This is a genomic window from Pseudomonas sp. PDM01, from assembly GCF_014852325.1.
In the GTDB taxonomy this organism is placed as follows: domain Bacteria; phylum Pseudomonadota; class Gammaproteobacteria; order Pseudomonadales; family Pseudomonadaceae; genus Aquipseudomonas; species Aquipseudomonas migulae.
This window is the reverse complement of sequence record NZ_JACVBK010000002.1, coordinates 345,977-369,058: the sequence shown is the minus strand read 5'-3', so window position 1 is coordinate 369,058 and position 23,082 is coordinate 345,977. Positions and strand designations below refer to the sequence as shown.

Genomic DNA, 23,082 nt, shown 5'->3' with positions numbered 1-23,082 from the left:
CTTCAATTGATCGATATGGCACTCAAAGCTCCTCTGCTTATGAGGAATTGGCAGGACGCCCGTCTGCGCCGATAGGTCCAAAAAGCCCGACCAGCAAGCGCGGCTGATCACCATTCACGGAAGAAGTACCTATGGCCTCCCGCGCCCTTGCAGTGATTGCGGTCAGCGCTGTCACGCTCCTCTCCGGCTGTTCGGTGTTTCGCAACTACGACTCGGAGCTCGCACAAACCAACATGCAGCTGGCTTCCGGCAATATCGATGCGGCGCTGACCCTGCTGGAAAAGAACAACTTCGGTGCAGACAAGGACCTCCTCTACTACTTCGAGAAGGGTGAACTGCTGCGCGCCAAGGGCGATCTGTCCGGCAGCCAGAACGCCTGGAACAGCGCCGATGTCGTGGTCGGTCAATGGGAAGAGTCGGTCAAACTCGATGCCGGCAAGTACCTCGCTCAGTTCGGCAGCTTCCTGGTGAACGACAAGGTCCGCCGCTACGAAGGCTACGACTACGAAAAAGTCATGCTGACCACGCAAATGGCCCTGAATCTGCTGGCCGTCAACGACTTCGACGGCGCACGTATCGCGATCAAGAAAACCCACGAACGTGAAGCGGTGATCGCCGACCTGCGCGACAAGGAATACCTCAAGAGCGAAGAGGAAGCCGATAAGGTAGGCATCAAGACCGAGTTAAAAGACTTGTATGGCTATCCCGTCGCCAGCCTCGACGCACCTGAAGTGGTTGGGCTGAAAAACAGCTACCAGAGTGCCTTCAGCCATTACCTGGCCGGCTTCGTCTACGAAGCCCTGGGCGAAAAAGGCCTGGCCGCACCGGGTTACCGCACAGCAGCCGAACTGCGCCCGAACACTCCGCTGCTGGAGCAGGCATTGAAGGATCTGGACCAGAAAAGTGCCGAGGACGAAGACAGCGACATCCTGATCGTCGTGCAAAGCGGGCTGGCGCCGGCCCGGGGTTCGATCCGCTTGCCACTGACTCTGCCGATCAGCAACGGCGTGGTGATCGCTCCGCTGTCCTTCCCGGTCATCAAGCCAGATACCTCCACCGCCCCGCTCACCCAGATTGGCGTGGACGGTCAGCAACTCCCCCTGACGCAACTCAACAGCATTACCACCATGTCCCGCCGCGCACTGCGTGACGACATGCCGGGCATCATTGTGCGCACCACTGTTCGTGCAGCTACCCGTGGCGTGGCGCAGGAAAAGATCAAACAAGTCAGCCAGCTGGCGGGCATGGCAGTCGGTTACAGTTCAACCGTGCTCGAAGGTGCCGATACCCGTACGTGGCGCACCCTGCCGGACAACACCCATGTCGTGCGCCTGCGCCTGAAGAAAGGCGAGCACCAGGTCGCGGTTGGAACGACGGTGCTCAAGATCACCGTTGACCAGCGCTATCAAGTCATCAGCCTGCGCGCCGTGGGCAACCAGGTCTTCGCCAGCGGCCTGGCCGTTCACGCGCCCCCGAGCGCCAGCCCGACAGCCGTGGCCAGCTTCAAACAACTTTAATTACGGAGTCTTCCCATGCGCTTCAAACTCATCGCTGTCGTCATCCTGGCCTTGTTGGCCGGTTGCGCCACAACAGCCGCCAGCAAGGTCGTGGCCTTGGGCAAGCTAAGGGACATTGAGGTCGACGCCATGCGTGTCGCCCGGGAAAACGGCTTCATTACGGTCAATACACAGCTGAGCAACACCAGCTCCGACAACAAGACCTTCTACTACCGCTTTGCCTGGCTCGACCCTGATGGCTTCCCGGTTGCCGAAGAAGAAACCTGGAAGAGCCAGATGATGTACGGCGAGCAGACCCGCTACATTCAGGCCATAGCGCCCACCCCCAAGGCCGTGGATTTCCGCCTGGAAATCAATACGCCTTAACACCCTATTCGTTCAGCTTCAGAGAGCATTCCCATGTTTGTACGCTTTTCGATGATTGCCGCTATCGCCCTCCTGGCCAGTGGTTGCGCCAGCAACCACCCACCGACCCTGGGCAGCAAGAACACCAGCTATGGCGACACCAAGGCTGTGGAAACCATCACCAACGAGTTCAGCTCCACCGACCTGCAGATCATCGCCGAGTCCATGACCCGCTCTCTCGCCCAGTCCGGCATTCTGCGTGGACGCCCGGTGGTCCAGGTCTACGACGTGAAGAACAAGACCAGCGAATACATCGACACCCGTGAAATCACCACCACCATCAAGACCCAACTGATGAAATCGGGCACGGCACGCTTCTCCAGCGACAACGCCGACATGCAGAACCAGGTTGATCAGATCCAGCTGCAAAACCAGAGCGGTCTGTACAAGAAAGCCACCGTGTCCAAGATCGGCAACATGATCGCCGCCAAATACCGCCTTGAAGGTTCGATCAGCTCGATCGTCAAGCGCAGCAGCGAGTACAAGGACGTCTTCTACAAATTCAGCCTGCAATTGATCGACGTTGAAAGCGGTCTGGCCGAGTGGATGGACGAAAAAGAGATCCGAAAAACTACGGAGCATTAATCAATGCGCGCATGGATTGGGATGATGGCCCTGGCTTGCACGTTCAGCGTGCAGGCGGCCCCGAAAGTCGCAGTAACCGACCTGGCATACGAGGAGCGCGTGGAGCAGTACATCCACACCGTTTCGTCCAAGGACAATTACCGCGAGGGTGAGTACAGCTCCAGCGGTTCTTCGAGCTACGACTCGTTCGAATCCAAAACCAGTTACATCGAGCAAACCGAGCTGCGCAAATTCACCGGCGACATCAAGGGCCAGATGCTGCGCTCCGGAATGTTCCAGCTGGTGCAAGGCAAGCCGCACACCGCCGAATCCAAAGTCGATATCTATGACGTGATCGAGCGGATCAAGGCCGGCAACTTCGAGGGCGCCGACTATGTACTGTTCGGCACCTTGTCGGACGTAGACTTCAACAGTGATGTCAACGAGATACCCAACACCAACAGCTATTCCTCGGTGCTGGCACTGACCCTGGTGGCGGATTTCAGCCTGATCGACACCAAAACCTTCGAAATCACCTCGGCCTTCACGGCGATGGGCGAAGGCCAGGACACCAAGTTGACGAACCATCGGGACGCGAAGATCTCACAGAGTCGCCCACGGTTGGTACGTGAGGTGTCCAAGTCCCTGGGGGAAGATGTGGCTCGTCAGTTGAGCGAACAACTGGGTGGCAGCGGGAATGAGCAGCAAGAGCAGGCGCCGTTGAGCAATAACCTGCCAGAGGATACAGAGCCGGTCATTTTGCGCTGATCCCTTGAACGAAAAAGGCGACCTCAAGGGTCGCCTTTTTTGTGCCTGGCGGTTTTACACCGCCGCTTTGCGCAGCGTCGCCATAAACGCCGCAGCGCCAATGAACAGCCCGGCAAACGTGCGGTTCATGCGTCTTTGCTGCTTGGGCGTGCGCAACATGCGCAGCACTTTGGACGCCAGCCCGGTGTAACCGGCCATGACGATCAGGTCAACGCAGACCATGGTTACGCCGATGATCAGGTATTGAACCAGTAATGGCGCATGCGGGTCGATAAACTGCGGCAACACCGCCAGCATGAACACCAGGGCCTTGGGGTTGCTGATGTTGACCAGGAAACCGCGGAACACCAGGGCCATCGGCTTGCCGATCTGACGCACCGCCGCGTCATCGCTCATGTCGCTGGGCAGTGCGCGCCATTGCTTGATCGCGAGATAAACCAGGTACGCCACGCCGAACCATTTGATCGCATAAAAAGCGCTGGCCGACGCCGTGAGGATCGCGCCGACACCGGCGCCGACAATCGCGATCTGCACCGCCAGGCCCAATTGCAGGCCCAGGGCATTCCAGTAACCGCGCCAGAAACCGTATTGCAGACCGCTGGACATCGACGCAATGGCGCCGGCACCGGGGGACAGGCTGATCACCCAGCAGGCGGCAAAAAACGCCAGCCATGTTTGAAGCTCCATCGCACACCTCGACTCAGACTCGTAAACAGATGTCTAAGCTAATGCGGCTTTGGGCCGATGACTACCGATTTTTTTGCGGGATGTTACAACTTGAAGTCCCTATCGCGAGCAGGCTCGCTCCCACAGTTTGATCTTCAGCGAACACAAAATATGTGAGCGCCATAGATCCACTGTGGGAGCGAGCCTGCTCGCGATAGCGGTGTGTCAGCAGCAAAAGGCTTACTTTTCGAACCCGTTCGAGGGGAATACATCACTACCACGCCAGCGTCGAACCGAGCGCTGGAAGAACAGGCTGTTAGGCACCTGAACCATCGCACTGCCGGTCCCAAGCTCTTCAGCTTCGATCAACGTGGTGTAAAGCAGATTGATCGCCACCACCCGACCTTTGACGCCAGGCTTGTCAGTGGTGTCCACCAACTCGACCACATCGCCGAGGCGAAACGGGCCGACGGTGAAGATCAGGATCGCGCAGAGCAGATTGGAGAGCACGCTCCACATGGCGAAAAACGCCACCGCCGCGACCGCGACGAAGCCGGACAACGCGGTCCAGAGCACCGTCGCCGACACCCCGAGGCGTTCCAGCACGAAAATCAGCGCACTGCCCATGATCAGCCAGCGCAGGCCGCCCCGCAGCGGCATCAGCAACTGCGGCGGAAACGGGTAGCGCTCGCCCAGGCGTGTCAGGCATTTCGCAACAAAGCGCTGGGTGAAGTAACCGGCCAACAGAATCAGCAGGATTTGCACGACGAGCCAGATCGGCTCGACCCACACCGCCGGCAGCGGCAGCTTGAACGCCTCCATCAGGACAGCGCCTCCAGCTCCGCCTGCATGCTTTCCAGCAATTCCAGGGCTTCCATCCAGGCTTCTTCCAGTTCGGCTTCACGCACTTTCAGCTTGGCTTGCTCGGCCAGCAGATCACGCAGGTCGTTCTTGCGCGCCGGCTCGTAAATGTCGCTGTCGCCGAGGCTGGTATCGATCTTCGCCAGCTTCTCGTGGAGCTTGCCCAGCTCGGCTTCGAGCTTGTCAGCCTCGCGCTTGTGCGGTGCCAGTTGCTGACGCAACGCAGCGGCGGCCTGACGCTGGGCCTTCTTGTCAGTCTTGTCCGGATTGACCGGCGTGGTGCTGACCGGGGCATTGCGCTGACGGTAGTCGACCAGCCAACGGGCGTAGTCTTCCAGGTCGCCATCAAACTCCTCGACCTTGCCGTCCGCCACCAGATAGAAATTGTCGGTGGTGCTTTTGAGCAAATGACGATCGTGGGAGACCACCAGTACCGCACCGCTGAATTCCTGCAGGGCCATGGTCAGCGCCAGGCGCATTTCCAGGTCCAGGTGGTTGGTCGGTTCGTCGAGCAGCAACAGGTTCGGCCGCTCCCAGGCGATCAACGCCAGGGCCAGCCGGGCTTTCTCGCCACCGGAGAAGTTCAGCACGGGCTCATCGATGCGCGCGCCGCGGAAGTCGAAACCACCGAGGAAGTCGCGCAACGTCTGTTCACGCTCGGTTGGCGCCAGACGCTGCAAGTGCAGCAACGGGCTGGCCTTCGAGTCGAGGGAATCGAGCTGATGCTGGGCGAAGTAACCGACGACGGTGTTCTCGCCACGGGTCAGCCGACCGGCCAGCGGCGAAAGCTCACCGGCGAGGTTTTTGATCAGGGTCGATTTACCGGCGCCGTTGGGGCCGAGCAAACCGATGCGCGCGCCGGGGGTCAGTTGCAGCTTGACCTTCTCCAGCACGGTTTTGTCGCCGTAGCCCAGACGGGCATCGGACAGATCGATCAGCGGGCTGGAAATCTTCGTCGACTCGCGGAAGACGAAGTCGAACGGCGAATCGACGTGGGCGGCGGACAACTCTTCCATCCGCTCCAGCGCCTTGATCCGGCTCTGGGCCTGACGGGCCTTGGTGGCCTGGGCCTTGAAGCGGGCGATGTAGCTTTCCATGTGCGCACGTTGCGCCTGCTGCTTCTCGTAGGCTTGCTGTTGCTGGGCCAGACGTTCGGCGCGGGCACGTTCGAAAGCGCTGTAACCACCGCGATACAGGGTGATCTTGCGTTGGTCGACATGGGCCACGTGATCGACCACGGCGTCGAGAAAATCCCGGTCGTGGGAAATCAGCAGCAAGGTGCCGGGATAGCTTTTCAGCCATTCTTCGAGCCAGATGATGGCGTCGAGGTCCAAGTGGTTGGTCGGTTCGTCGAGCAGCAGCAAGTCCGAGGGGCACATCAATGCCTGCGCCAGGTTCAGGCGCATCCGCCAGCCACCGGAGAAATCGCCGACCTGGCGATCCATCTGCTCATTGGTGAACCCAAGCCCGGCCAGCAGCTTGCGGGCACGAGCGTCGGCGGTGTAACCGTCGGCGCTGTCGAGTTCCGAGTGCAGGCGGGCCAGAGCGGTGCCGTCATGGGCGGCTTCGGCCGCGGCGAGGTCACGTTGCACCTCGCGCAGGCGCAGGTCGCCATCGAGCACGTAGTCGACCGCCAGGCGCTCGAGCGTCTCGATCTCCTGGCGCATGTGGGCGATGCGCCAGTCGGCCGGCAGGAAGCAGTCACCCGAGTCCGGGTGCAGTTCGCCCCGGATCAAGGCGAACAGGCTCGATTTGCCGGCGCCGTTGGCACCGATGAGGCCGGCTTTGTGGCCGGCGTGCAGGGTCAGCTCGGCGTCTTCTAGCAGACGTTGCGGGCCACGCTGTAAAGTCAGGTTCTGAAGTCGAATCATAATGGCGGCGGAGTCTACCAGCTTCGCTCGCAACTGGCGCGAGTAGCACTATGTCCTCTGACCTGTGGAGCTTTTCCCTTGGCACTTACGCCCGTCCCGGCGTTGAAGCCGCGTGCCTGACCCTGCAATCGACGGGGGTGAATGTGTGCCTGTTGCTATGCGGGTTGTGGCTTGGCCAGCGCGGGATCGCCTGCAACGAACATCGACTGCGGCAGCTTCGCAACGTGGCGCAGCCTTGGGACGCGGATGTTGTTCAACCGCTGCGCGCCTTGCGCATGCGATGGAAAGTCGTCGCGACTGAGGACGCCGAACTGAATGCGTTACGCGAACAAGTAAAAACGCTGGAGCTGGAAGCCGAGCGGCATTTGCTGATGCGGCTGGAGCGAGCGGCGTTGAATTGGCCGCAGTGTGAGGCGACCGATTTATCGGCCTGGCTGGTGGGTGTGGCGGCGGGTGCCGCCCACCTGGACCGCGACGCGCTGCATCAGCTGCGCGTCGCGGCAACCGGCACTTAGGAAGCGCTGGTTGGGGTGGAGCTGGTGCTCGACGGGGCGACAGGCGTTGGCGCCGTGGTGACTGTCGAGGTGGAGGCTGCTGGTGCAGGCGCGGCCGAAGCGGATGGCGCCGGTGTCGCTGGCTTGGCAGCAATTACCGGGGTCGGCTTGGCAACAGCGGCCGGTTTTTTCACGGCTGGTTTGGCTGCTGGCTTGGCAGCTGGTTTTGCAGCCGGCTTGGCAGCGGCAGGTTTGGCTGCTGGTTTCGCTGCGGCAGGTTTTGCCGCGGTGGCTGGCTTGGCAGCGGCGGCAGGTTTTGCAGTCGCAGGTTTTGCAGCAGCAGTCCTGGTAGCGGCCGGTTTGGCAGCAGGTTTCGCAGCAGCAGTTTTAGCCACTGGTTTTGCCGCTGGCTTGGCAGCGGTTTTAGCGGCGACTGGCTTGGCAGCAGGCTTCGCAGCAGCAGTTTTAGCGGCTGGTTTTGCAGCCGTTTTAACTGCCGGTTTTGCGGCGGGTTTGGCCGCTGCAGTTTTCGCTACGGCCGGTTTGGCAGCAGTGGTTTTTGCAGCCGGTTTTGCGGCAGCTGTTTTGGCAGCGGCTGGCTTGGCAGCAGGTTTGGCAGCAGCAGTTTTAGCGGCTGGTTTTGCAGCCGGTTTAGCAGCGCTGGCAGCGACTGGTTTTTTCGCCGCAGGTTTAGCTGCAGGTTTAGCCGCCGCTTTCACAGGTGCCTTGGCGGCAGGTTTGGCCGGTGCTTTTGCAGCAGCCGGTTTGGCAGCGGCTTTCTTCGCAGGGGCCGCAGCAGGCTTGGCCGCACGCAAGGACAACGCCTTGGCGACAGCCTCTTGAACACGACCGACGCCCTGGGCCAGTTTCAGGCTTTCTTGGGCATCGCGTTTGAGTTGCAGAATGTAGGCGCGGGTGTCGGACTGACGATCCTTGAGGGCATCGAGCACGTCTTCGAGTTGCTGCACGCCGTCCTTCGCCTTGGCTTGTGCCTTGGCTTTGCCGGCCGCCGCAGCGTCCTGCAATTTGGTGCGGGATTTGTGCAATTTCTCTTGTGCTTTTCCGCGCTGTTTTTCCAGTTTGGCGAGCAGTTTTTCAGCATCAGCCAAGGCTTGGGAACAAGCGGTTTCCAAATGCTCGAGCAAGCTGCCCGACAGTTGTTGGAGTAAGTGCAACGGGGTATTTACAGGCTTCTTGGTGGCCGACATGGTTTACCTCCTGGCTGACGTGGGTGCGGCTCATACTAGACCTCTGCTGCTACCGCCGCTAGGGCATGTTGACAGTATCGAAAGCGTCGCGTTGCAACGGATCGAAAATCTTCTGCGCTTACGCAAAACAAGTTCACTGTCGAACGCATTCACACTGGCATAATCTGCCGCATCTCAGGTCGGAGAGTGCCCATGTCGCGCTACCTTTTTTTATCGCTGTGCGTGTTTTTTTCCATCGCCCAAGCCGCCGAAAAAACCAAGGAAAATGAAGCTCACGATCTCGCTTACAGCCTGGGCGCGAGCCTCGGCGAACGCTTGCGCCTGGAGGTTCCCGACCTGCAACTGCAGGCGCTGGTCGAAGGTTTGCAGCAAGCCTATCAAGGCAAACCCCTGGCCCTGAAAGATGAGCAGATCGAACAGATTCTGACCGAGCACGAAGCGCAGGCAGCCTTGCAGCCGACCCCGCCACAGAGCGAAGCCTCTCTCGAAAAAGAGCATCGATTTCTCGCCGAAGAAAAAACCAGACCCGGCGTTCGCGAACTGGCCGATGGAATATTGCTGACGGAGCTGACACCCGGCACCGGCGCGAAAGCCGGTCCGAATGGCAAGGTTCAGGTGCTGTACGTCGGTCGTCTTCCCGACGGCACCGTGTTCGATCAGAACACTCAACCGCAATGGTTCAGTCTCGACAGCGTGATCAGCGGATGGCGCAGCGCGCTGCAAAACATGCCGGTCGGTGCGAAGTGGCGATTGGTGATTCCATCGGCCCAAGCCTATGGCGCCGACGGTGCCGGCGACTTGATCGAGCCGTTCACGCCGCTGGTATTCGAAGTCGAATTGCGCGGCGCCACCAGCTAAACAGCGGAAACGAAAAACGGCGCGCAAAGCGCACCGTTTTGAGGTGTGGCAGGAAAGGGTTCAGGCCTGAACCGAATCCACTTCCTTGTGAGCGGTGTGCAGCACTTCGATCAGGCAGTCTTCCAGTTCGAAGCGTTCGTGCAACAAGCCACCCAGCTCTTTGAATTTCTCTGCTACGCATTTGCCTGCGTCACACAGGTCGTTGAACGCGAGCAGCTTCTCGGTGATGACGTCGATGCGCGGGTAGATGGTCTCGGCGAGTTCCAGACCACGCTTGTCGTTGAAAGCCTTGGCCTCCCCCGTCAGCTGTTCGTAGATCTCGAAGTGCCCGGCAGACACGTAATCGACCAGCACGCCGCAGAATTCCTGCAATGGCTTGCGGTTCTCACCCAGCGCCTCAGGCTTGGCGCCGAGATCATCATAGGCCCGAACCAGTTCGTGACGTTCCTGCAACCAGCGATCGATCAGCAGATGCACTCCACCCCAGCGTTCCTGAGCATTCTGACAACTTTCGAGCATGGCGGTCTCTCTTCCCTTGTGGGTCATGCTGCTCTACACCTGTCGCACACTTGAAGATCAAGAGTCGGCCAGGCAGAGCGTCATTCGAGCAACATAATTCCAATGACACGTGCGGGCCAGATTATGCCCGCGCGACTGTGGCTTCAAGGTACGCAGCAGATAAAGTTCATACAAGTGTTTAATCGCCGACCAGCGCCCGGTGCGACGACGTGCCGCTGAGCGGTCGCTGACAAGCGATCCAGACCACGCGCAGCAACTGGTAAACACTCAGGATCGTCATGGCGATGAAGAAGAGCAGACTCCACTCGGGCAGGCTCAGGTCAAACAGCGTCCAGGAAATCTGTGCGCATTCGGCCGTGCCCTTGAACATCTGCTGCACCACATAAACCAAGGGGGTGCTTGCGAACGGGTCCGTCAGGCTGAGCGAGCACGCTGACAGCTGTTGCACCGGATCGCCTTGCAACAACACCTGACGCCACGCCGTCACCGTACCCGCCAGACTGCACAATAGACCGAGCAGCCAGTACAGGAACGAACCGAAGCGACCGGGGCCATGAACCGAAGCCATCAGGCAGACACCCGTGAGCACCGCCAGGCAAATCCGCTGTAAAAGGCACAGCCCGCAGGGCTTGAGGCCGACTGCATATTCCAGGTAGTAGGAAACGCCCAACGCCAGCGCGCCGGCAATGAAAACCATGAAAAACAAGGAGCGTGAGCAGGCCAACGTCATGGCTTTTCCGTACCAGTAGAGACAAGTGGTTACGGTAGAGGAAAGCGCGGCAGCCTTTCAAGGCAAGCCAGCAAGGACACTTCAACAGAGGTGTAGGGAATTCCCGACAGAAGCGAGAGGATCAGGTGTAGTCCTCTGTAGGACTTTGCCGTCGAGGCTCTACGAATGTAAGAAAACGTCGCTGCAACACCTACTGCGTGGCGAGAGAGCTTGCCCCCCTCGCCACACAATCAGGCATGAACCGGCGCCGGTAGCGGCGCGGCCAGCAAGCGTTCGTCCAGCAAACCAAGGCCTTCCTGAAACAGCTGATTGCTGCGCTCGGTGTCGCCCAGTTGCGCCAGCAGCCGAGCCAGCTCGGCACAGGCTTCCGGGTTGCGCTGCGCGCGCAGGCTGCTTTCCAGATAGTCCCGGGCCTTGCCCCACAAACTGTTTTGCAGACACAGACGACCAAGGGTCAGTAACAGGCTCGGGTCAGCCGGATGATCCTTGAGCCAGCCCTCGGCGGTCTGCAATTGACGCGCAGAGTCACTGCCGCGAACCAGCCCGTAAAGGCGTGCCAGATGGCTGTCGTAGTTGCGCTTGAGCGCCGTTCGCAGGACCTCTTCGGCCTCAACCTGCGCGCCCAGTTGCCGAAGTTGCTCGGCATACGCCAATACCAGTTGCGGCTCCTGGCGCTGAGCCGAGGTGAGTTGTTGCCAAGCGCGGTTGAGCGATTGCAAACCCACCGTCCCGTCTTCTTCCTGACGCGCAGCCAGGGACAGGTTTTCGCCCCAGGCCCGGCGCTCAAGTTCGGCCAGCTCGGCCGCCGGCAGGACCTTGTCCTTGCGCAGCTCCGGCAGCAGGCGAATCACCGCTGACCAGTCGCCGCGCTGCTGATGCAAGCGTTGCAACTGGCGCAAGGTCTGTACGTTGTGAGGGTGACGCTCATGCATCGCCTGCAACGTCGACAGGGCGCCGTCAGTGTCGCCACGGTCGGTCTGCAATTGGGCATGACTCAGGGCAATCGCCAACTCGGCCTGAGGCTGTCGCTCCAGTGCGCGCTCCAGCAGGTTGTCGCTTTCTTCGTAATGACCTTGTTCGTTCGCCGCGCGGGCAGCGCCGAGGTAGTAAAGCAGCGGCTGGCGCTCGGCTTCGGCGGCACGATGCAGATGACGCTGCGCGCTGGCCCAGCGACCCTCAGCCAAATCCAGCTGACCGTGCTCGATCGCCACTTGCACCCGACGACTGCGATTGCGCCGCGACCATGGGTTGACCACGCCACTGGAGGTCGTCACCAATTCGATCAACGCCTTGATGCCCCAGAACACCAGCCACAGCACCGCCACCAGCGCCAGGGTGGCCCACAGGCTCGATTCGAAACGGAAGCTCTTGTAGGCGATCAGCACGTAGCCGGAATGCTCGGCAATCGCCAGCCCCAACGCGGCGGCAACGGCAATGGCCAGAAACACGATCACATAGAGGCGTTTCATGGCGTGGCCTCCTGCGCGGTGCTTGCGGCAGGTTTGGCCATGGGTTTGATCGAGTCCTCGGCGTTGACATTACGTCGCTCGAGATAGCCCTGAACCGCGCTCAGCGTACCGGTCAGGTCCGGCGTGACCACGGTGACCGGCTGCTTGCTCAGTTCGCCAACCTGTTCGAGCATCACTTTGCTCTGCGGGTTGTCCGGGTTGAAATTACCCTTGAGCACGTCCCGCGCCTCGGCCAGCGCCTGGGTGTAGACCGCAGCCTGACCATTGAGCGCCGCCCACTGCGCCTGCTCCAGCGCCAGGCTCAAGGCCAGGCGCACCTGGCTCAGGCTCTGCCCTGCCAGCAGCGGACGGACATTTTTATCGGCATTGAAATCGATACGGATGTAACGCGAGATCTGATCCCACCACTGCGCCCAACGACTGGCGCCGTCGCCATCGGCGGTCAGGCCCAGCAGCGAATCACCCCGATCCTTGTACTCGGGAGCCAGCTCGGTGAGGCTGACCACCTGATCGCGCAGCGCACCCAGTCGCAGGAAAAGACCAGTGCGATCCGGCTGTTCGGTACTGCGCAAGGCGACCAGGGTTTTCGCCACTTGCTCGCGAGCGGCAAAGGAACCCGGATCGTTCTGTTCGCGAAGAATTTCGTCGGCGCCCTGCACCAGCGCCTGAGCGCTGTTGATGTCCTGCAACGCCGAAAGACGCAGGCTGGCCAGGCGCAGCAAGTGTTCGGCCTCAGCCAGGCGCCAGTCCTTGCGGCTGGCGCCGAGGACGGTTTCCAGACGTTGATTCAAGCGCTGCTGATCGCCTTGCAGCTGGATCACCAGACGGCTGCGGGCATCGAGTTCTTCGGCGGCAGGCATTTGCTCAAGGCGTGCGCTAAGGCGCTGCTCGTTGAGCTTCAGGCTTTGCGCCTGATCGTTCAACGCCTGCACCTGACTCAACTGCTCCTGCGTATTGGCTTGCAGGTGACGCACCTGCCAGACACCCCAACCGCCCACCGCCACACCGGCGGCGCCCAGCAACAGCGCGACGATTGCCAGCCCATTGCCTCGGCGCTGCTCTGCAGCAGGTGGCGCACTTTCTACCGGTGCATCTACCGGCGCATCGATCACTGGCCGGGAGTCATCTTTAGGCAAGGCTGTTTCGCTCACGTATCCATCCTTTGCATTAGAGAACGGGTTCGGGATGCTCCCGTAACACCGTCAGCAAAGCCGTGGCACTCGCGCCACGACAATCCACAACTGTTTGGGCCCCGGCGGCACGTGCCAGCTCGGCGACCCTGGGGCTTGGTACAAACAACGGCAACTGCGCCAACTGTGGCCAGGCATCGCCGGCCAATTGATACAGATGCTCAAAACCCTGTCCACTGCTGACCACCAGCCCGTTCAAGCGTTCCGCCTTGATCCGCTCAGGCAGTGTTGCCGGCGGATACTGTGGAAGCTTGCGGCGATACAACTCCAGATAGTCGACACTAGCACCAAGCTCGCGCAAACGCTCTGCGAGCAACTCGCGGCCACCCTCCCCACGCAGGATCAGCACCCGTGGATCAGGCTGCTCGACAGCCTCGCGCAACGACGCAAGCTCCAGCAAGGCTTCGCTGTCATCACCCTCGGCCGGGAAACTCACGTCCAACCCGTGTTCATCAAGGATCTGCGCCGTCGCCGCGCCTACGCTGAACCACTTCAGGCGCGGTGCTTGCGGCCAGTACTGGTCGACCAGGTCCACCGCGATTCTGGCGGCGGGTTTGCTGACCACGATCACGGCGCAATAACGATCCAGATCCTGAATCACCTGGCGCATTGTGGCAGAGGCCGGAATCGGTTCAATTTCCAAAAGCGGCAAACTGCTGCTGAAAATCCCCGCTTCGGCCAACACAGCGCTCAGCGCCGCCGACTCATCCGCCGGACGCGTCAGCAGCAGGCGCCAGCCCGTCACTCGTGACCTGCCTCACCGTAGACCGCTTTCAGAATGTCGTTGGCACCCTGGCTCAGGAGGTCTTCGGCCACTCGCACACCCAGTGCTTCGGCATCGGCGCGCGGTGCACGGGCTTCGGCGCTGAGCAGCAGACCGCCGCTCGGATCGCCCACCAGGCCACGCAACCAGATCTGCTCGCCTTCCAGCACGGCGTAGCAGGCGATCGGCACCTGGCAACCGCCATTCAGATGTTTGTTGAGGGCACGTTCGGCGGTGACACGGGTGGCGGTGTCCTGATGGTGCAGCGGCGCGAGCAAGGCGTGAATTTCGCGGTCGGCGGAGCGGCATTCGATGCCTACGGCACCCTGGCCACCGGCGGGCAGGCTGTCATCGACGCTGATCGCCGAGGTGATGCGATCCTCGAAGCCCAGTCGAATCAGACCGGCCGCCGCGAGGATGATGGCGTCGTATTCGCCGGCATCGAGCTTGGCCAGGCGCGTGTTGACGTTACCGCGCAGGAAGCGGATTTCCAGGTCCGGGCGACGGGTCAGCAACTGAGCCTGACGGCGCAGGCTGGAGGTGCCGACGATGCTGCCTGACGGCAATTCGTCCAGGCTGGCATAGGTATTGGAGACGAAGGCATCGCGCGGGTCTTCTCGTTCGCAGATGCAGAACAGACCGAGGCCTTCCGGGAAGTCCATCGGGACGTCTTTCATGGAATGCACGGCGATGTCGGCTTCATTTTCCAGCAGCGCGGTTTCCAGCTCTTTGACGAACAGGCCCTTGCCGCCGATTTTCGACAGCGGCGAGTCGAGCAGCTTGTCGCCACGACTGACCATGGGCACCAACGTCACGAGCAGCCCCGGATGGGCCTCTTCCAGACGGGCTTTGACGTATTCGGCCTGCCACAGGGCGAGAGCACTTTTGCGGGTGGCGATGCGGATTTCGCGAGAGGACATGGATCAATCCGTACTGAATAGATACGGCAGATAATAACAGCTCAACCAAATCCGCTTTGACTTGAATCAGGAATTGCCTGGCCTCCCTGGCCCCGGACGTCCGGCAATCGGGTGAGAAGTTCGCCTGCGGGTGGCGAATTAAAGCTGTTGCATCATTTTGCGCACACCGGCCACATGGCGTCGGCTGACGATCAGGGCGTCACCGTTCAGGCCTTTGAGGAACAGCTGAAAATGCCCCAGTGGCGTGCGTTGCAGGCGTTCGATGCGTTCGCGGGCGACCAGGGCGTTGCGGTGGATCCGCACGAAACGGTCACCGAATTCATCCTCAAGGGCCTTGAGCGGCTCATCCAGCAGCACTTCGCCGCCTTCATGGCGCAAAGTCACGTATTTGTGATCCGCAATGAAGTAGACCACCTGCCCCAACGGGATCAGTTCAATACCTTTACGGGTACGGGCGCTGATATGGCTGCGCGGGCCGCTGCCGGTTTCGGCGGCGGGACGGGTCAAAGCCGCGAGCTGGACGCGATTGGGGCGTTCGGCTTTTTTCAACGCGTCATGCAATTGTTCTGTACGCACAGGTTTCACCAGATAGCCTACGGCGCTGGCCTGTAAGGCTTCCACGGCAAATTCATCGGGACCTGTGCAAAACACCACGGCGGGCGGGGTTTCGCGTTCGCACAATCGTGCAGCCACTTGCAGGCCATCGAGGCCCGGCATGCGGATATCGAGCAGCACGATATCCGGTTTGTGGCTGTCGATCAGTGCCAACGCTTCTTCGCCGTTCGTGGCGCTCGGCTCCAGGACACTGTATCCCTCGAGTTCGCCGACCATTCGGCTCAGGCGCTCGCGGGCAAGGGGTTCGTCATCAACGATCAGGACATTCATATTGCGCTGGATTCCTGCGTGAGTCTCGCACAAGGATAGCGTAGACAGGTGAAGTGACGTCTGTCACCGCGATCCACGCTAAGACTAGCGCGAGGGCCAAAAAGTGCCGCCCGTCCGACTGCTAAATTTTTATTTGCCGGGCAATTGGCGGTTGGCGAGGCATCGCCGTAGGGTTTGCTGATACACAATATGAACACCCCCTCTTCTTATCGTCCGCTGCAGCGCCAGGAAGTGCGCTGATCCTACTGTCCAACTGTAGACGGTTGCCGGCACGTTATTGCTCAATTGAAAAATATCGTTGCGCAATTTCCACAATGCCTGCCTTGAGTATGGGTCGACGCATGAGAAAAAAACGTGTCGACCAGTGTCAGCGACAGGATTGGCAACCCTGTTATTATCCGCCGCAGCTTTCAACGCCATCTTTCTTCAGCCGATACGAGCGAATTCATGAGCACTGACAAGACCAATCAGTCCTGGGGCGGCCGCTTCAGTGAACCCGTCGACGCCTTCGTCGCCCGCTTCACCGCCTCCGTCACTTTCGACCAGCGCCTGTATCGCCACGACATCATGGGCTCGATCGCCCACGCCACCATGCTGGCCAAGGTCGGCGTGCTGACTGATGCCGAGCGCGACAGCATCACCGATGGCCTGAAGACCATCCAGGGTGAAATCGAGGCCGGCCAGTTCGACTGGCGCATCGACCTCGAAGACGTGCACATGAACATCGAGGCGCGTCTGACCGACCGCATCGGCGTGACCGGTAAAAAGCTGCACACCGGCCGCAGCCGTAACGACCAGGTCGCCACCGACATTCGCCTGTGGCTGCGTGACGAGATCGACCTGATCCTGGGCGAAATCACCCGCCTGCAAAAAGGCCTGCTGGAGCAGGCCGAGCGCGAAGCCGGCAGCATCATGCCGGGCTTCACTCACCTGCAAACCGCGCAGCCGGTGACCTTCGGGCACCACATGCTGGCCTGGTTCGAAATGCTCAGCCGCGACTACGAGCGTCTGGTCGACTGCCGCAAACGCACCAACCGCATGCCGTTGGGCAGTGCCGCGCTGGCGGGCACCACGTACCCGATCGACCGCGAATACACCGCGCAACTGCTGGGCTTCGACGCCGTGGGCGGCAACTCGCTGGACAACGTGTCCGATCGTGACTTCGCCATCGAGTTCTGCTCGGCCGCGAGCATCGCAATGATGCACTTGTCGCGGTTCTCCGAAGAGCTGGTGCTGTGGACCAGCGCCCAGTTCCAGTTCATCGATCTGCCGGACCGCTTCTGCACCGGCAGCTCGATCATGCCGCAAAAGAAAAACCCGGACGTGCCAGAGCTGGTTCGTGGCAAGACCGGTCGCGTCTTCGGCGCACTGATGGGCCTGCTGACCCTGATGAAAGGCCAGCCATTGGCCTACAACAAGGACAACCAGGAAGACAAGGAACCGCTGTTCGACGCCGCCGACACCCTGCGCGACTCGCTGCGGGCCTTTGCCGACATGATCCCGGCGATCAAACCCAAGCACGCAATGATGCGCGAAGCGGCGCTGCGCGGTTTCTCCACCGCCACCGACCTGGCCGACTATCTGGTGCGTCGTGGCCTGCCATTCCGTGACTGCCACGAAATCGTTGGCCATGCCGTGAAGTACGGCGTGGAAAGCGGTAAAGACCTGGCGGAAATGAGCCTGGAAGAGCTGCGCAAGTTCAGCGACCAGATCGATCAGGACGTGTTCGCCGTGCTGACCCTCGAAGGTTCGGTGAACGCCCGTGACCACATCGGCGGGACCGCTCCGGCGCAGGTCAAGCAGGCGGTGGCTCGCGGCCAGGCGTTGCTCGCCAGCCGTTAAACGGTCTCTGTAACACCTGAGCTCGATGGCTGAAAGGCCATCGAGCTTTTTTATGCTCAGGCTGTCGCGCGCCCAACGGCTCCCACCCGCTGCAAAAAGGCAGGCGCCTCGGCCAGCCGGTCAGCGGCGACTTTTTGTACATTCGGGTTATCCGCCAGGCGCTCCAGCAACGCTTTGGCGCCGGGCATGTCGTCGAGGAAATCGACGTTGAACAAACGCTTTCCGACGTCAACAGCCAGATCGACGCTGTAAAGAAAGTACAAATCGGCCAGGGTGAACTGTTCGCCCGCCACGTACGGTGCAAACCGCGCCCGGTGTTTCAGGGCGGCAAATCCCTTGATCAGGTCTCGCTCGGATTTGGCCTTCAGCGCCTCGGGGGTCGGCCTGCCACCAAAGAACACCTCGACATAACAGACTCGCGCCGGCAGTTCGATATACAACTCGATCTCCTTGGCCAAGGCTCGAACGCCTGCCCTTTCAAACGGCGTTTGCGGCAGCAGAGAAATGCCCGGTTGAGTCTCTTCGATGAAATCGAGGATCGCGTCCGTTTCGCTCAAGAACCCTTGTTCGGTTTCCAGTACCGGCACTTTCCCGCGCGGGCTGACCGCCAGGATGTCCGGGTTCTGGCATCCATGAAACGGAACCGTTTCAAACGGCACGCCTTTCTCCAGGAGTGCCAGTTTGACCATGTTGAAATAATTGCTGGCCGCAAAGCCATACAGTTTGAGCATCATCGGGTCTCCTTGACCGTGGAAGTTTCCTGATCGGAAGCGATCGATGCTCAAAGTAACCAATACCCGGGGCCGTGAAAGAACCCGGTTATTACCGCGTAAGACGCAAATGCCTGAACGGCCCGTCGGACAAGGGCGACGACCATATGGGACAAAAGATTGCGAATCTTCTGACACACACAATGGCCGCCACTTCTTTATTTCTTGGACGCCACCATCGCCAGGAACGCGGGCATCGCCGCATCCTTGTCCGCCGCAACCCGCTGCACGTTCGGGTTCTGCTCCAGGCGCTCGAGCAATGCCTTGGCCGCTGGCATGTCTGCCAACAGGTCAACACCAAACAACTTGTGGCCCACCGCACAGGCCAGCGGCACGCTGTACAGAAAGTACAAATCCGCAATGCTCAGGCTATCGCCTGCAACATAAGGGGCAAACTTGCCGTGCCGTTCAAGCGAGGCAAAACCCAGCAGCAACTCGGCTTTGGTCTTGTCCTTGATGGCGTCGGGTAAAGGCGAGCCGAAAAATGCTTCGCCATAACAGGCACGAGCCGGCAGCTCGATGTACAGCTCGATTTCCTTGGCCAGCGCCAGGACCTGTGCGCGCTCGAAGGGATCGCTCGGCAGCAGCGGCGTGCCTTTCTGGCTCTGCTCGATGTACTCAAGAATCACCGAGGTTTCGTTGACAAACCCTTGCTCGACGCGCAGCACCGGCACCTTGCCACGCGGGCTGATGGCCAGCGCCTCAGGGCTCTGCCCCGCATAAAACGGCACTTCCTCGAACGGCAGTCCTTTCTCCAGCAGCGCCAGTTTCACCATGTTGTAGTAGTTACTGACGGAAAATCCATAAAGCTTGAGCATCACGAAGCCTCCAGGCCGTGCGGGGGTTGGCAGTGCCTGTTTATAGAACGCCCGGGGGTTTCTCGCCAGCAGCATCACAGCGCTGAATGCAGGTAAACTGCCCGCCTTACCTTGAGGAGCCTGCCATGAGCGAGCCAACCGACATCGATAGCGACGAAGAAGAATTCACCGAAAACACCCTGATCGAAGCGATCGAAAACCAGATCGAGAGCGACAACCCGCCAGCCGCCAAGGCGACCTTCAACAAGTTGACCCTGGTGGGTTACGAGCGTGAGGAAATCCTCAACCTGATGGCTCACGTTTTAGCGGTAGAAATCGACGCGATCCTCGAAGAAGACCGCGCGTTCAACACCGAATGGTACGAAGCGGCACTGCGTGCCTTGCCGGAATTGCCGCCGGAAAAGAAGTAAACATTGCTCCAATGTAGGAGCGAGGCTTGCCCGCGAAAGCTCCACCGCGGTCCCTCTGAAACACCGCGTTACCGTTCTTCGCGGGCAAGCCTCGCTCCTACAGGTAATCAATACATCGTTCTTTTGAACCCTGACTACACTGGTACGCACCCCGCTGCCGGGGAATGCTTCCCGAAGAGAAAAAACCCTGTCGTGAGCACTGGACATGCCGCGCGAGTGGGATCACCTTAGGGGCGCTGTCGTCCAATTCCTAGAAAGTCTGGAGTCCTTATGTCGCTTACCCCTGAGTTGGTTGCCGAACTGGAAATCCTCGCACTCTTCAACCTGGACAGTTCCCAGGAAGGTTTGAAAATTCATCAGACCGCTGCCCCGAAAGCCATAGCTGCCGCTCAACGCCTGTTCGAAAAAGAACTGATTGACCAACCCGATGGCGGTTATCTGACCAGCCTGGGTCGTGATGCCGCGCAAAGTGTGCAAACCGTTCTCACCATTCTGAGCGTCCAGGAAACAGCCTGACCCACCGTATCGCCCACGGAAACCCCCGCTACGGGATTTCCGCGGGCACTCTTCGATACGAACTGTCGCCCAACGATAGAAATCTGACGCCAAAAAAACAAAATCAGCCTGAATATCCCGGGGCCGAGGCGCTAAACTGCCCCTCATCCTGAGATCCTCCACGTCCGAGCCCTGCGAGCCGGTTTGAGCTGACATGACCCGCACCCATGAAATCCGCCCCGATCTGGACGAGGGAATCGACCGCAAGGTTCTCGGTCAGTTGCGCGCACGTTTTCTAAAGCTCAACGAGGGCCGCATGGCGCGGGCCATGGAAGGGCTGTCGACCCGTCAGCAAGGGGTGTTGACCCTGCTGCCGCTGTTTTTCCACGTCAATCATCCGCTGTTGCCGGGTTACGTTTCCGGAAGCACCCCCGCCGGGCTGTCGAACTTCGAGCCTGACGCCAACGCCCTGGCCGAAGCCCAGCGCCTGACCCGCTCGTTTTCATACAAGCCGCGCCACGGCAGCAATCCACCGCGACCGATTCACGGCCTGTTCCTGATGGGCAGCCTCGGCACCCTGGCGCAGGCCGATCAAAGCGACATGGACGTGTGGGTCTGTCACGCACCGGACTTGAGCGAAAGCGAACTCAACGAGCTGCGTAAAAAGTGCCAGTTGCTCGAAACCTGGGCCGCGAGCCAGGGCGCCGAGGCGCATTTTTTCCTGATCGACCCGGCCCGCTTCGTGCTCGGCGAGCGGGACAATCAACTGAGTTCGGAAGACTGCGGCACCACCCAGCATTACCTGCTGCTGGACGAGTTCTACCGCACTGCAATCTGGCTGGCCGGCCGCACGCCCATCTGGTGGCTGGTGCCGGTGTACGAAGAGGCCGCGTACGACCGCTACACCCACACGCTGCTGTCCAAACGCTTCATCCGTGCCGACGAAACCCTGGACCTTGGGCACCTGGCGTACATCCCGCCCGGCGAATTCATCGGTGCCGGGCTCTGGCAGTTATTCAAAGGGATCGAGTCACCCTACAAGTCGGTGCTCAAGCTGTTGCTGACCGAGGTCTACGCCAGCGAACACCCCAAGGTTCAATGCCTGAGCCTGCGTTTCAAACAAGCGGTGTTCGCCAACCAGCTCGACCTCGATGAGCTGGACCCGTACGTCGTGGTTTACCGGCGAATCGAGGAATACCTCACCGCCCGTGGCGAATCGGAGCGCCTGGAGCTGGTGCGGCGCGCGCTGTACCTGAAGGTCAATCGTAAACTCACTGGCAGCAGCCGCACCCAGAGCTGGCAGCGCTCGTTGCTGGAACGCCTGGCCCACGAATGGCATTGGGATCAGCGTCAACTGGCGCTGCTTGATAGTCGTAGCCAATGGAAAGTCCGTCAGGTCAGTTCCGAGCGCCGGGCGTTGGTCAACGAACTGAATTACAGCTACCGCTTCCTGACCGAGTTCGCCCGCAGCGAACAGACCGTCAGCCTGATCAACAAGCGCGACCTCAACGTACTGGGCCGACGCCTGTACGCAGCGTTCGAGCGCAAGGCCGACAAAGTCGAGTTCATCAACCCGGGCATCGCCCCGGACCTGGCCGAAGACACCCTGACCCTGGTACATGCGCCAGACAAGAAAGAATCGGGGCAAACCCAGTGGGGCTTGTACAACGGCAGCCTGACCGCCCTCGAGTGGGAGCATTTCGCACCGATCAAGCGCAGCCGCCAATTGCTGGAACTGCTGACCTGGTGCCATCGCAACGGCGTGATCGATAGCAGCACGCGCCTGGCGCTGCATCCCGGCGACAGTGACCTGAGCGAATTCGAACTGTTCAACCTGCTCGGCAGCCTGCAACAGAGCATCGCCCTGCCCCTGCCCACGGTCGCCGAAGAACCGCTGCTGCGCGCCAGCGTGCCGAGCGAAGTGCTGATTCTGGTGAACGTCGGCGTCGATCCGCTCAAGCATCACCGCGACCTGAACATTCTGATGACCACCGAGCGCACTGACTCGCTGAGTTACGCCGGGGTCCGCGAGAACCTGGTGTTGACCCTGGATCAGGTCACGCTCAACAGCTGGAACGAGGTCTCGGTCAATCGCTTCGACGGCCCTCACGCCCTGCTCGACTGCCTGCGCGATTACCTCAACAACCTGCCGAACGGCCCACAGCAACCCAAGTTGCGGGTGCGTTGCTTCTGCCACAACCGCGCGCAGTTCATTGCGCAACGGGTCGAGGAAGTGATCGACACCGCGCAGAACCTGCTGCTGAGCAAACTCAATCATCGCTACCTGATTCAGGTCCAGCAGCATTATCACGTGCTGGAATTGGTGCCGGGGCAGGTCAATCACGTCGCCCTCGCCACCCTGCCGGCGCTGTTCGACTACCTCGGCGAAGAGCTGGCGAGCTACAGCCCGCTGCACCTGGACCCAATGGCGCTTGAGGATCAGGACCTGGCACTGATTCTGCCCATGGGTCAGCCCGAGTGCATTCAGGTGTTCTACCGGACTCACGATGACCAGGCCGATCTGTACGTGCTGGATGAATTCAATGCCTTGTGGCAGCAGCGCTTACCCTATCACGACGAACAAAGCCTGCTGGTGCCGTTGCAACGCTTCCTGCAATCGATCCAGTACCGACGCGATGCCTTGCTGCCGATGGACGCCTCCCAGCCACTGAGCCTCGACACGCTGTATTACCAACTGCTGCCGTCGGGTCCCGGACGAGCTCGGCGGGTCGAAGCCCGACTCGCGCCGCAAACTCCGGTCAACAAGCCGTTCTATGATGTGCAGGCGATCGTCGGCAAGGCCGCACCGGGCAAGGTGCAAGTCACGTTGTATTGCAATCAGCGGGAATTTTCAGAGCTGGAGCATGGCGACCAACTGTTCAGTGTGGTCGCCCGGGAAATCGTCGAGCAGCGCCGTGAAACCGAACGCTATCGCTGCTACATCACCGACCTGGACCTGTCGGGCCTGCTCGGTGATGGTCAGAGCTCAAGCAATTTGTACCTGCGCTACAAGGCCGATCTGGAGCGCGCATTGAATGACGCGCTCGAGCTGGTCTGAG

23 protein-coding genes and 1 pseudogene are annotated in these 23,082 nt (G+C 60.4%); 10 read left to right on the top strand and 14 right to left on the bottom strand.

Going from position 1 to position 23,082, the window contains the following annotated elements:
- The first annotated feature begins 131 nt into the window (after positions 1-131).
- From IB246_RS06235 to IB246_RS06220, 4 genes are read left to right on the top strand one after another with little or no spacing between them, the layout of a single operon-like run.
- A complete protein-coding gene (locus IB246_RS06235; protein ID WP_008040662.1) occupies positions 132-1,517 on the top strand; it encodes a COG3014 family protein in 1,386 nt (461 codons plus the stop codon).
- Between the two features lie 15 nt (positions 1,518-1,532).
- The gene (locus IB246_RS06230) at positions 1,533-1,883 is read left to right on the top strand and encodes a YcfL family protein (protein ID WP_008040661.1); all 351 of its coding nucleotides are present in this window, start codon (positions 1,533-1,535) and stop codon (positions 1,881-1,883) included.
- Between the two features lie 33 nt (positions 1,884-1,916).
- Entirely contained in the window at positions 1,917-2,507 is a 591-nt protein-coding gene (lpoB, locus tag IB246_RS06225) for a penicillin-binding protein activator LpoB (protein WP_008040656.1), read from the top strand.
- 3 nt (positions 2,508-2,510) lie between these two features.
- Positions 2,511-3,254, top strand: a complete 744-nt coding sequence (locus IB246_RS06220) for a hypothetical protein (protein WP_008040655.1) — start codon at positions 2,511-2,513, stop codon at positions 3,252-3,254.
- Positions 3,255-3,308: 54 nt separating this feature from the next.
- On the opposite strand, the gene IB246_RS06215 is transcribed toward IB246_RS06220, so the two are convergent.
- The 3 genes from IB246_RS06215 to IB246_RS06205 all read right to left on the bottom strand — a co-directional run bounded on the left by IB246_RS06215 (position 3,309) and on the right by IB246_RS06205 (position 6,652).
- Positions 3,309-3,941, bottom strand: coding sequence for a LysE family transporter (locus tag IB246_RS06215; RefSeq protein WP_008024319.1), 633 nt, complete (start codon positions 3,939-3,941; stop codon positions 3,309-3,311).
- Positions 3,942-4,160: 219 nt separating this feature from the next.
- Positions 4,161-4,742, bottom strand: coding sequence for a mechanosensitive ion channel family protein (locus IB246_RS06210; RefSeq protein ID WP_008040650.1), 582 nt, complete (start codon positions 4,740-4,742; stop codon positions 4,161-4,163).
- The gene (locus IB246_RS06205) at positions 4,742-6,652 is read right to left on the bottom strand and encodes an ATP-binding cassette domain-containing protein (protein ID WP_008040648.1); all 1,911 of its coding nucleotides are present in this window, start codon (positions 6,650-6,652) and stop codon (positions 4,742-4,744) included. Before IB246_RS06205 ends, IB246_RS06210 begins: the two co-directional genes overlap by 1 nt.
- A gap of 50 nt (positions 6,653-6,702) precedes the next feature.
- Here IB246_RS06205 and IB246_RS06200 point away from each other — a divergent pair, with 50 nt between their 5' ends.
- Positions 6,703-7,167, top strand: coding sequence for a TIGR02444 family protein (locus IB246_RS06200; protein ID WP_008040647.1), 465 nt, complete (start codon positions 6,703-6,705; stop codon positions 7,165-7,167).
- On the opposite strand, the gene IB246_RS06195 is transcribed toward IB246_RS06200, so the two are convergent.
- Positions 7,164-8,354: an AlgP family protein gene (locus tag IB246_RS06195; protein ID WP_008040645.1), complete on the bottom strand. Its 1,191-nt coding sequence runs from the start codon at positions 8,352-8,354 to the stop codon at positions 7,164-7,166. The two genes, IB246_RS06200 and IB246_RS06195, sit on opposite strands and share 4 nt — an antisense overlap.
- Positions 8,355-8,546: 192 nt before the next feature.
- Between IB246_RS06195 and IB246_RS06190 the strand changes: the two genes are divergently transcribed.
- Positions 8,547-9,212: an FKBP-type peptidyl-prolyl cis-trans isomerase gene (locus tag IB246_RS06190; RefSeq protein WP_008040643.1), complete on the top strand. Its 666-nt coding sequence runs from the start codon at positions 8,547-8,549 to the stop codon at positions 9,210-9,212.
- 60 nt (positions 9,213-9,272) lie between these two features.
- Here the strand turns inward: IB246_RS06190 and IB246_RS06185 are convergent, their stop codons facing one another.
- From IB246_RS06185 to IB246_RS28985, 8 genes and pseudogenes are all read right to left on the bottom strand, one after another.
- Complete coding sequence (locus IB246_RS06185; protein WP_032828552.1) at positions 9,273-9,731, bottom strand: Rsd/AlgQ family anti-sigma factor; 459 nt, start codon at positions 9,729-9,731, stop codon at positions 9,273-9,275.
- Positions 9,732-9,909: 178 nt separating this feature from the next.
- On the bottom strand, positions 9,910-10,461 hold the full coding sequence (locus IB246_RS06180; RefSeq protein ID WP_008040642.1) for a disulfide bond formation protein B: 552 nt from the start codon (positions 10,459-10,461) through the stop codon (positions 9,910-9,912).
- Between the two features lie 230 nt (positions 10,462-10,691).
- On the bottom strand, positions 10,692-11,930 hold the full coding sequence (locus IB246_RS06175) for a heme biosynthesis protein HemY (RefSeq protein ID WP_008040641.1): 1,239 nt from the start codon (positions 11,928-11,930) through the stop codon (positions 10,692-10,694).
- Entirely contained in the window at positions 11,927-13,081 is a 1,155-nt protein-coding gene (locus tag IB246_RS06170) for a uroporphyrinogen-III C-methyltransferase (RefSeq protein ID WP_008040640.1), read from the bottom strand. The genes IB246_RS06175 and IB246_RS06170 overlap by 4 nt, the downstream gene beginning before the upstream one ends.
- Before the next feature lie 16 nt (positions 13,082-13,097).
- Positions 13,098-13,865, bottom strand: a complete 768-nt coding sequence (locus IB246_RS06165) for a uroporphyrinogen-III synthase (RefSeq protein ID WP_008040639.1) — start codon at positions 13,863-13,865, stop codon at positions 13,098-13,100.
- Positions 13,862-14,803, bottom strand: a complete 942-nt coding sequence (gene hemC / locus IB246_RS06160; RefSeq protein WP_008040638.1) for a hydroxymethylbilane synthase — start codon at positions 14,801-14,803, stop codon at positions 13,862-13,864. Before hemC ends, IB246_RS06165 begins: the two co-directional genes overlap by 4 nt.
- A gap of 138 nt (positions 14,804-14,941) precedes the next feature.
- A complete protein-coding gene (locus tag IB246_RS06155) occupies positions 14,942-15,688 on the bottom strand; it encodes a LytR/AlgR family response regulator transcription factor (protein ID WP_008024350.1) in 747 nt (248 codons plus the stop codon).
- A pseudogene (locus IB246_RS28985) lies at positions 15,685-15,894 on the bottom strand (sensor histidine kinase); the annotation flags it as partial. The pseudogene IB246_RS28985 and the gene IB246_RS06155, both read right to left, overlap by 4 nt.
- Positions 15,895-16,135: 241 nt before the next feature.
- Here IB246_RS28985 and argH point away from each other — a divergent pair.
- Positions 16,136-17,530 carry an argininosuccinate lyase gene (gene argH / locus IB246_RS06150; RefSeq protein WP_008040637.1) on the top strand — a complete coding sequence of 465 codons (1,395 nt, stop codon included), beginning with the start codon at positions 16,136-16,138 and terminating at the stop codon, positions 17,528-17,530.
- A 56-nt stretch (positions 17,531-17,586) separates the two neighbouring features.
- Here argH and IB246_RS06145 read toward each other — a convergent pair whose 3' ends face one another.
- Complete coding sequence (locus tag IB246_RS06145; RefSeq protein ID WP_032832560.1) at positions 17,587-18,261, bottom strand: glutathione S-transferase family protein; 675 nt, start codon at positions 18,259-18,261, stop codon at positions 17,587-17,589.
- 197 nt (positions 18,262-18,458) lie between these two features.
- Entirely contained in the window at positions 18,459-19,118 is a 660-nt protein-coding gene (locus tag IB246_RS06140; RefSeq protein ID WP_008040635.1) for a glutathione S-transferase family protein, read from the bottom strand.
- A gap of 125 nt (positions 19,119-19,243) precedes the next feature.
- Between IB246_RS06140 and IB246_RS06135 the strand changes: the two genes are divergently transcribed.
- From IB246_RS06135 to IB246_RS06125, 3 genes are all read left to right on the top strand, one after another.
- Positions 19,244-19,528, top strand: a complete 285-nt coding sequence (locus tag IB246_RS06135; protein ID WP_008024357.1) for a hypothetical protein — start codon at positions 19,244-19,246, stop codon at positions 19,526-19,528.
- Between the two features lie 270 nt (positions 19,529-19,798).
- Complete coding sequence (locus tag IB246_RS06130) at positions 19,799-20,044, top strand: TIGR02647 family protein (protein ID WP_008024358.1); 246 nt, start codon at positions 19,799-19,801, stop codon at positions 20,042-20,044.
- Positions 20,045-20,237: 193 nt separating this feature from the next.
- On the top strand, positions 20,238-23,081 hold the full coding sequence (locus IB246_RS06125; RefSeq protein WP_008040634.1) for a class I adenylate cyclase: 2,844 nt from the start codon (positions 20,238-20,240) through the stop codon (positions 23,079-23,081).
- The last annotated feature ends 1 nt before the right edge of the window (position 23,082 follow it).

Excerpts from the sequence above, each read along its gene's own strand:
- IB246_RS06155 (WP_008024350.1), bottom strand. The coding sequence starts at position 15,688 with ATGAATGTCCTGATCGTTGATGACGAACCCCTTGCCCGCGAGCGCCTG.
- IB246_RS06220 (WP_008040655.1), top strand. The coding sequence starts at position 2,511 with ATGCGCGCATGGATTGGGATGATGGCCCTGGCTTGCACGTTCAGCGTG.
- IB246_RS06130 (WP_008024358.1), top strand. The coding sequence starts at position 19,799 with ATGTCGCTTACCCCTGAGTTGGTTGCCGAACTGGAAATCCTCGCACTC.
- IB246_RS06140 (WP_008040635.1), bottom strand. The coding sequence starts at position 19,118 with ATGCTCAAGCTTTATGGATTTTCCGTCAGTAACTACTACAACATGGTG.
- argH (WP_008040637.1), top strand. The coding sequence starts at position 16,136 with ATGAGCACTGACAAGACCAATCAGTCCTGGGGCGGCCGCTTCAGTGAA.
- IB246_RS06190 (WP_008040643.1), top strand. The coding sequence starts at position 8,547 with ATGTCGCGCTACCTTTTTTTATCGCTGTGCGTGTTTTTTTCCATCGCC.
- IB246_RS06195 (WP_008040645.1), bottom strand. The coding sequence starts at position 8,354 with ATGTCGGCCACCAAGAAGCCTGTAAATACCCCGTTGCACTTACTCCAA.
- IB246_RS06230 (WP_008040661.1), top strand. The coding sequence starts at position 1,533 with ATGCGCTTCAAACTCATCGCTGTCGTCATCCTGGCCTTGTTGGCCGGT.
- IB246_RS06145 (WP_032832560.1), bottom strand. The coding sequence starts at position 18,261 with ATGCTCAAACTGTATGGCTTTGCGGCCAGCAATTATTTCAACATGGTC.
- IB246_RS06135 (WP_008024357.1), top strand. The coding sequence starts at position 19,244 with ATGAGCGAGCCAACCGACATCGATAGCGACGAAGAAGAATTCACCGAA.
- IB246_RS06210 (WP_008040650.1), bottom strand. The coding sequence starts at position 4,742 with ATGGAGGCGTTCAAGCTGCCGCTGCCGGCGGTGTGGGTCGAGCCGATC.
- lpoB (WP_008040656.1), top strand. The coding sequence starts at position 1,917 with ATGTTTGTACGCTTTTCGATGATTGCCGCTATCGCCCTCCTGGCCAGT.
- hemC (WP_008040638.1), bottom strand. The coding sequence starts at position 14,803 with ATGTCCTCTCGCGAAATCCGCATCGCCACCCGCAAAAGTGCTCTCGCC.
- IB246_RS06185 (WP_032828552.1), bottom strand. The coding sequence starts at position 9,731 with ATGCTCGAAAGTTGTCAGAATGCTCAGGAACGCTGGGGTGGAGTGCAT.
- IB246_RS06205 (WP_008040648.1), bottom strand. The coding sequence starts at position 6,652 with ATGATTCGACTTCAGAACCTGACTTTACAGCGTGGCCCGCAACGTCTG.
- IB246_RS06215 (WP_008024319.1), bottom strand. The coding sequence starts at position 3,941 with ATGGAGCTTCAAACATGGCTGGCGTTTTTTGCCGCCTGCTGGGTGATC.
- IB246_RS06125 (WP_008040634.1), top strand. The coding sequence starts at position 20,238 with ATGACCCGCACCCATGAAATCCGCCCCGATCTGGACGAGGGAATCGAC.
- IB246_RS06180 (WP_008040642.1), bottom strand. The coding sequence starts at position 10,461 with ATGACGTTGGCCTGCTCACGCTCCTTGTTTTTCATGGTTTTCATTGCC.
- IB246_RS06200 (WP_008040647.1), top strand. The coding sequence starts at position 6,703 with ATGTCCTCTGACCTGTGGAGCTTTTCCCTTGGCACTTACGCCCGTCCC.
- IB246_RS06175 (WP_008040641.1), bottom strand. The coding sequence starts at position 11,930 with ATGAAACGCCTCTATGTGATCGTGTTTCTGGCCATTGCCGTTGCCGCC.
- IB246_RS06235 (WP_008040662.1), top strand. The coding sequence starts at position 132 with ATGGCCTCCCGCGCCCTTGCAGTGATTGCGGTCAGCGCTGTCACGCTC.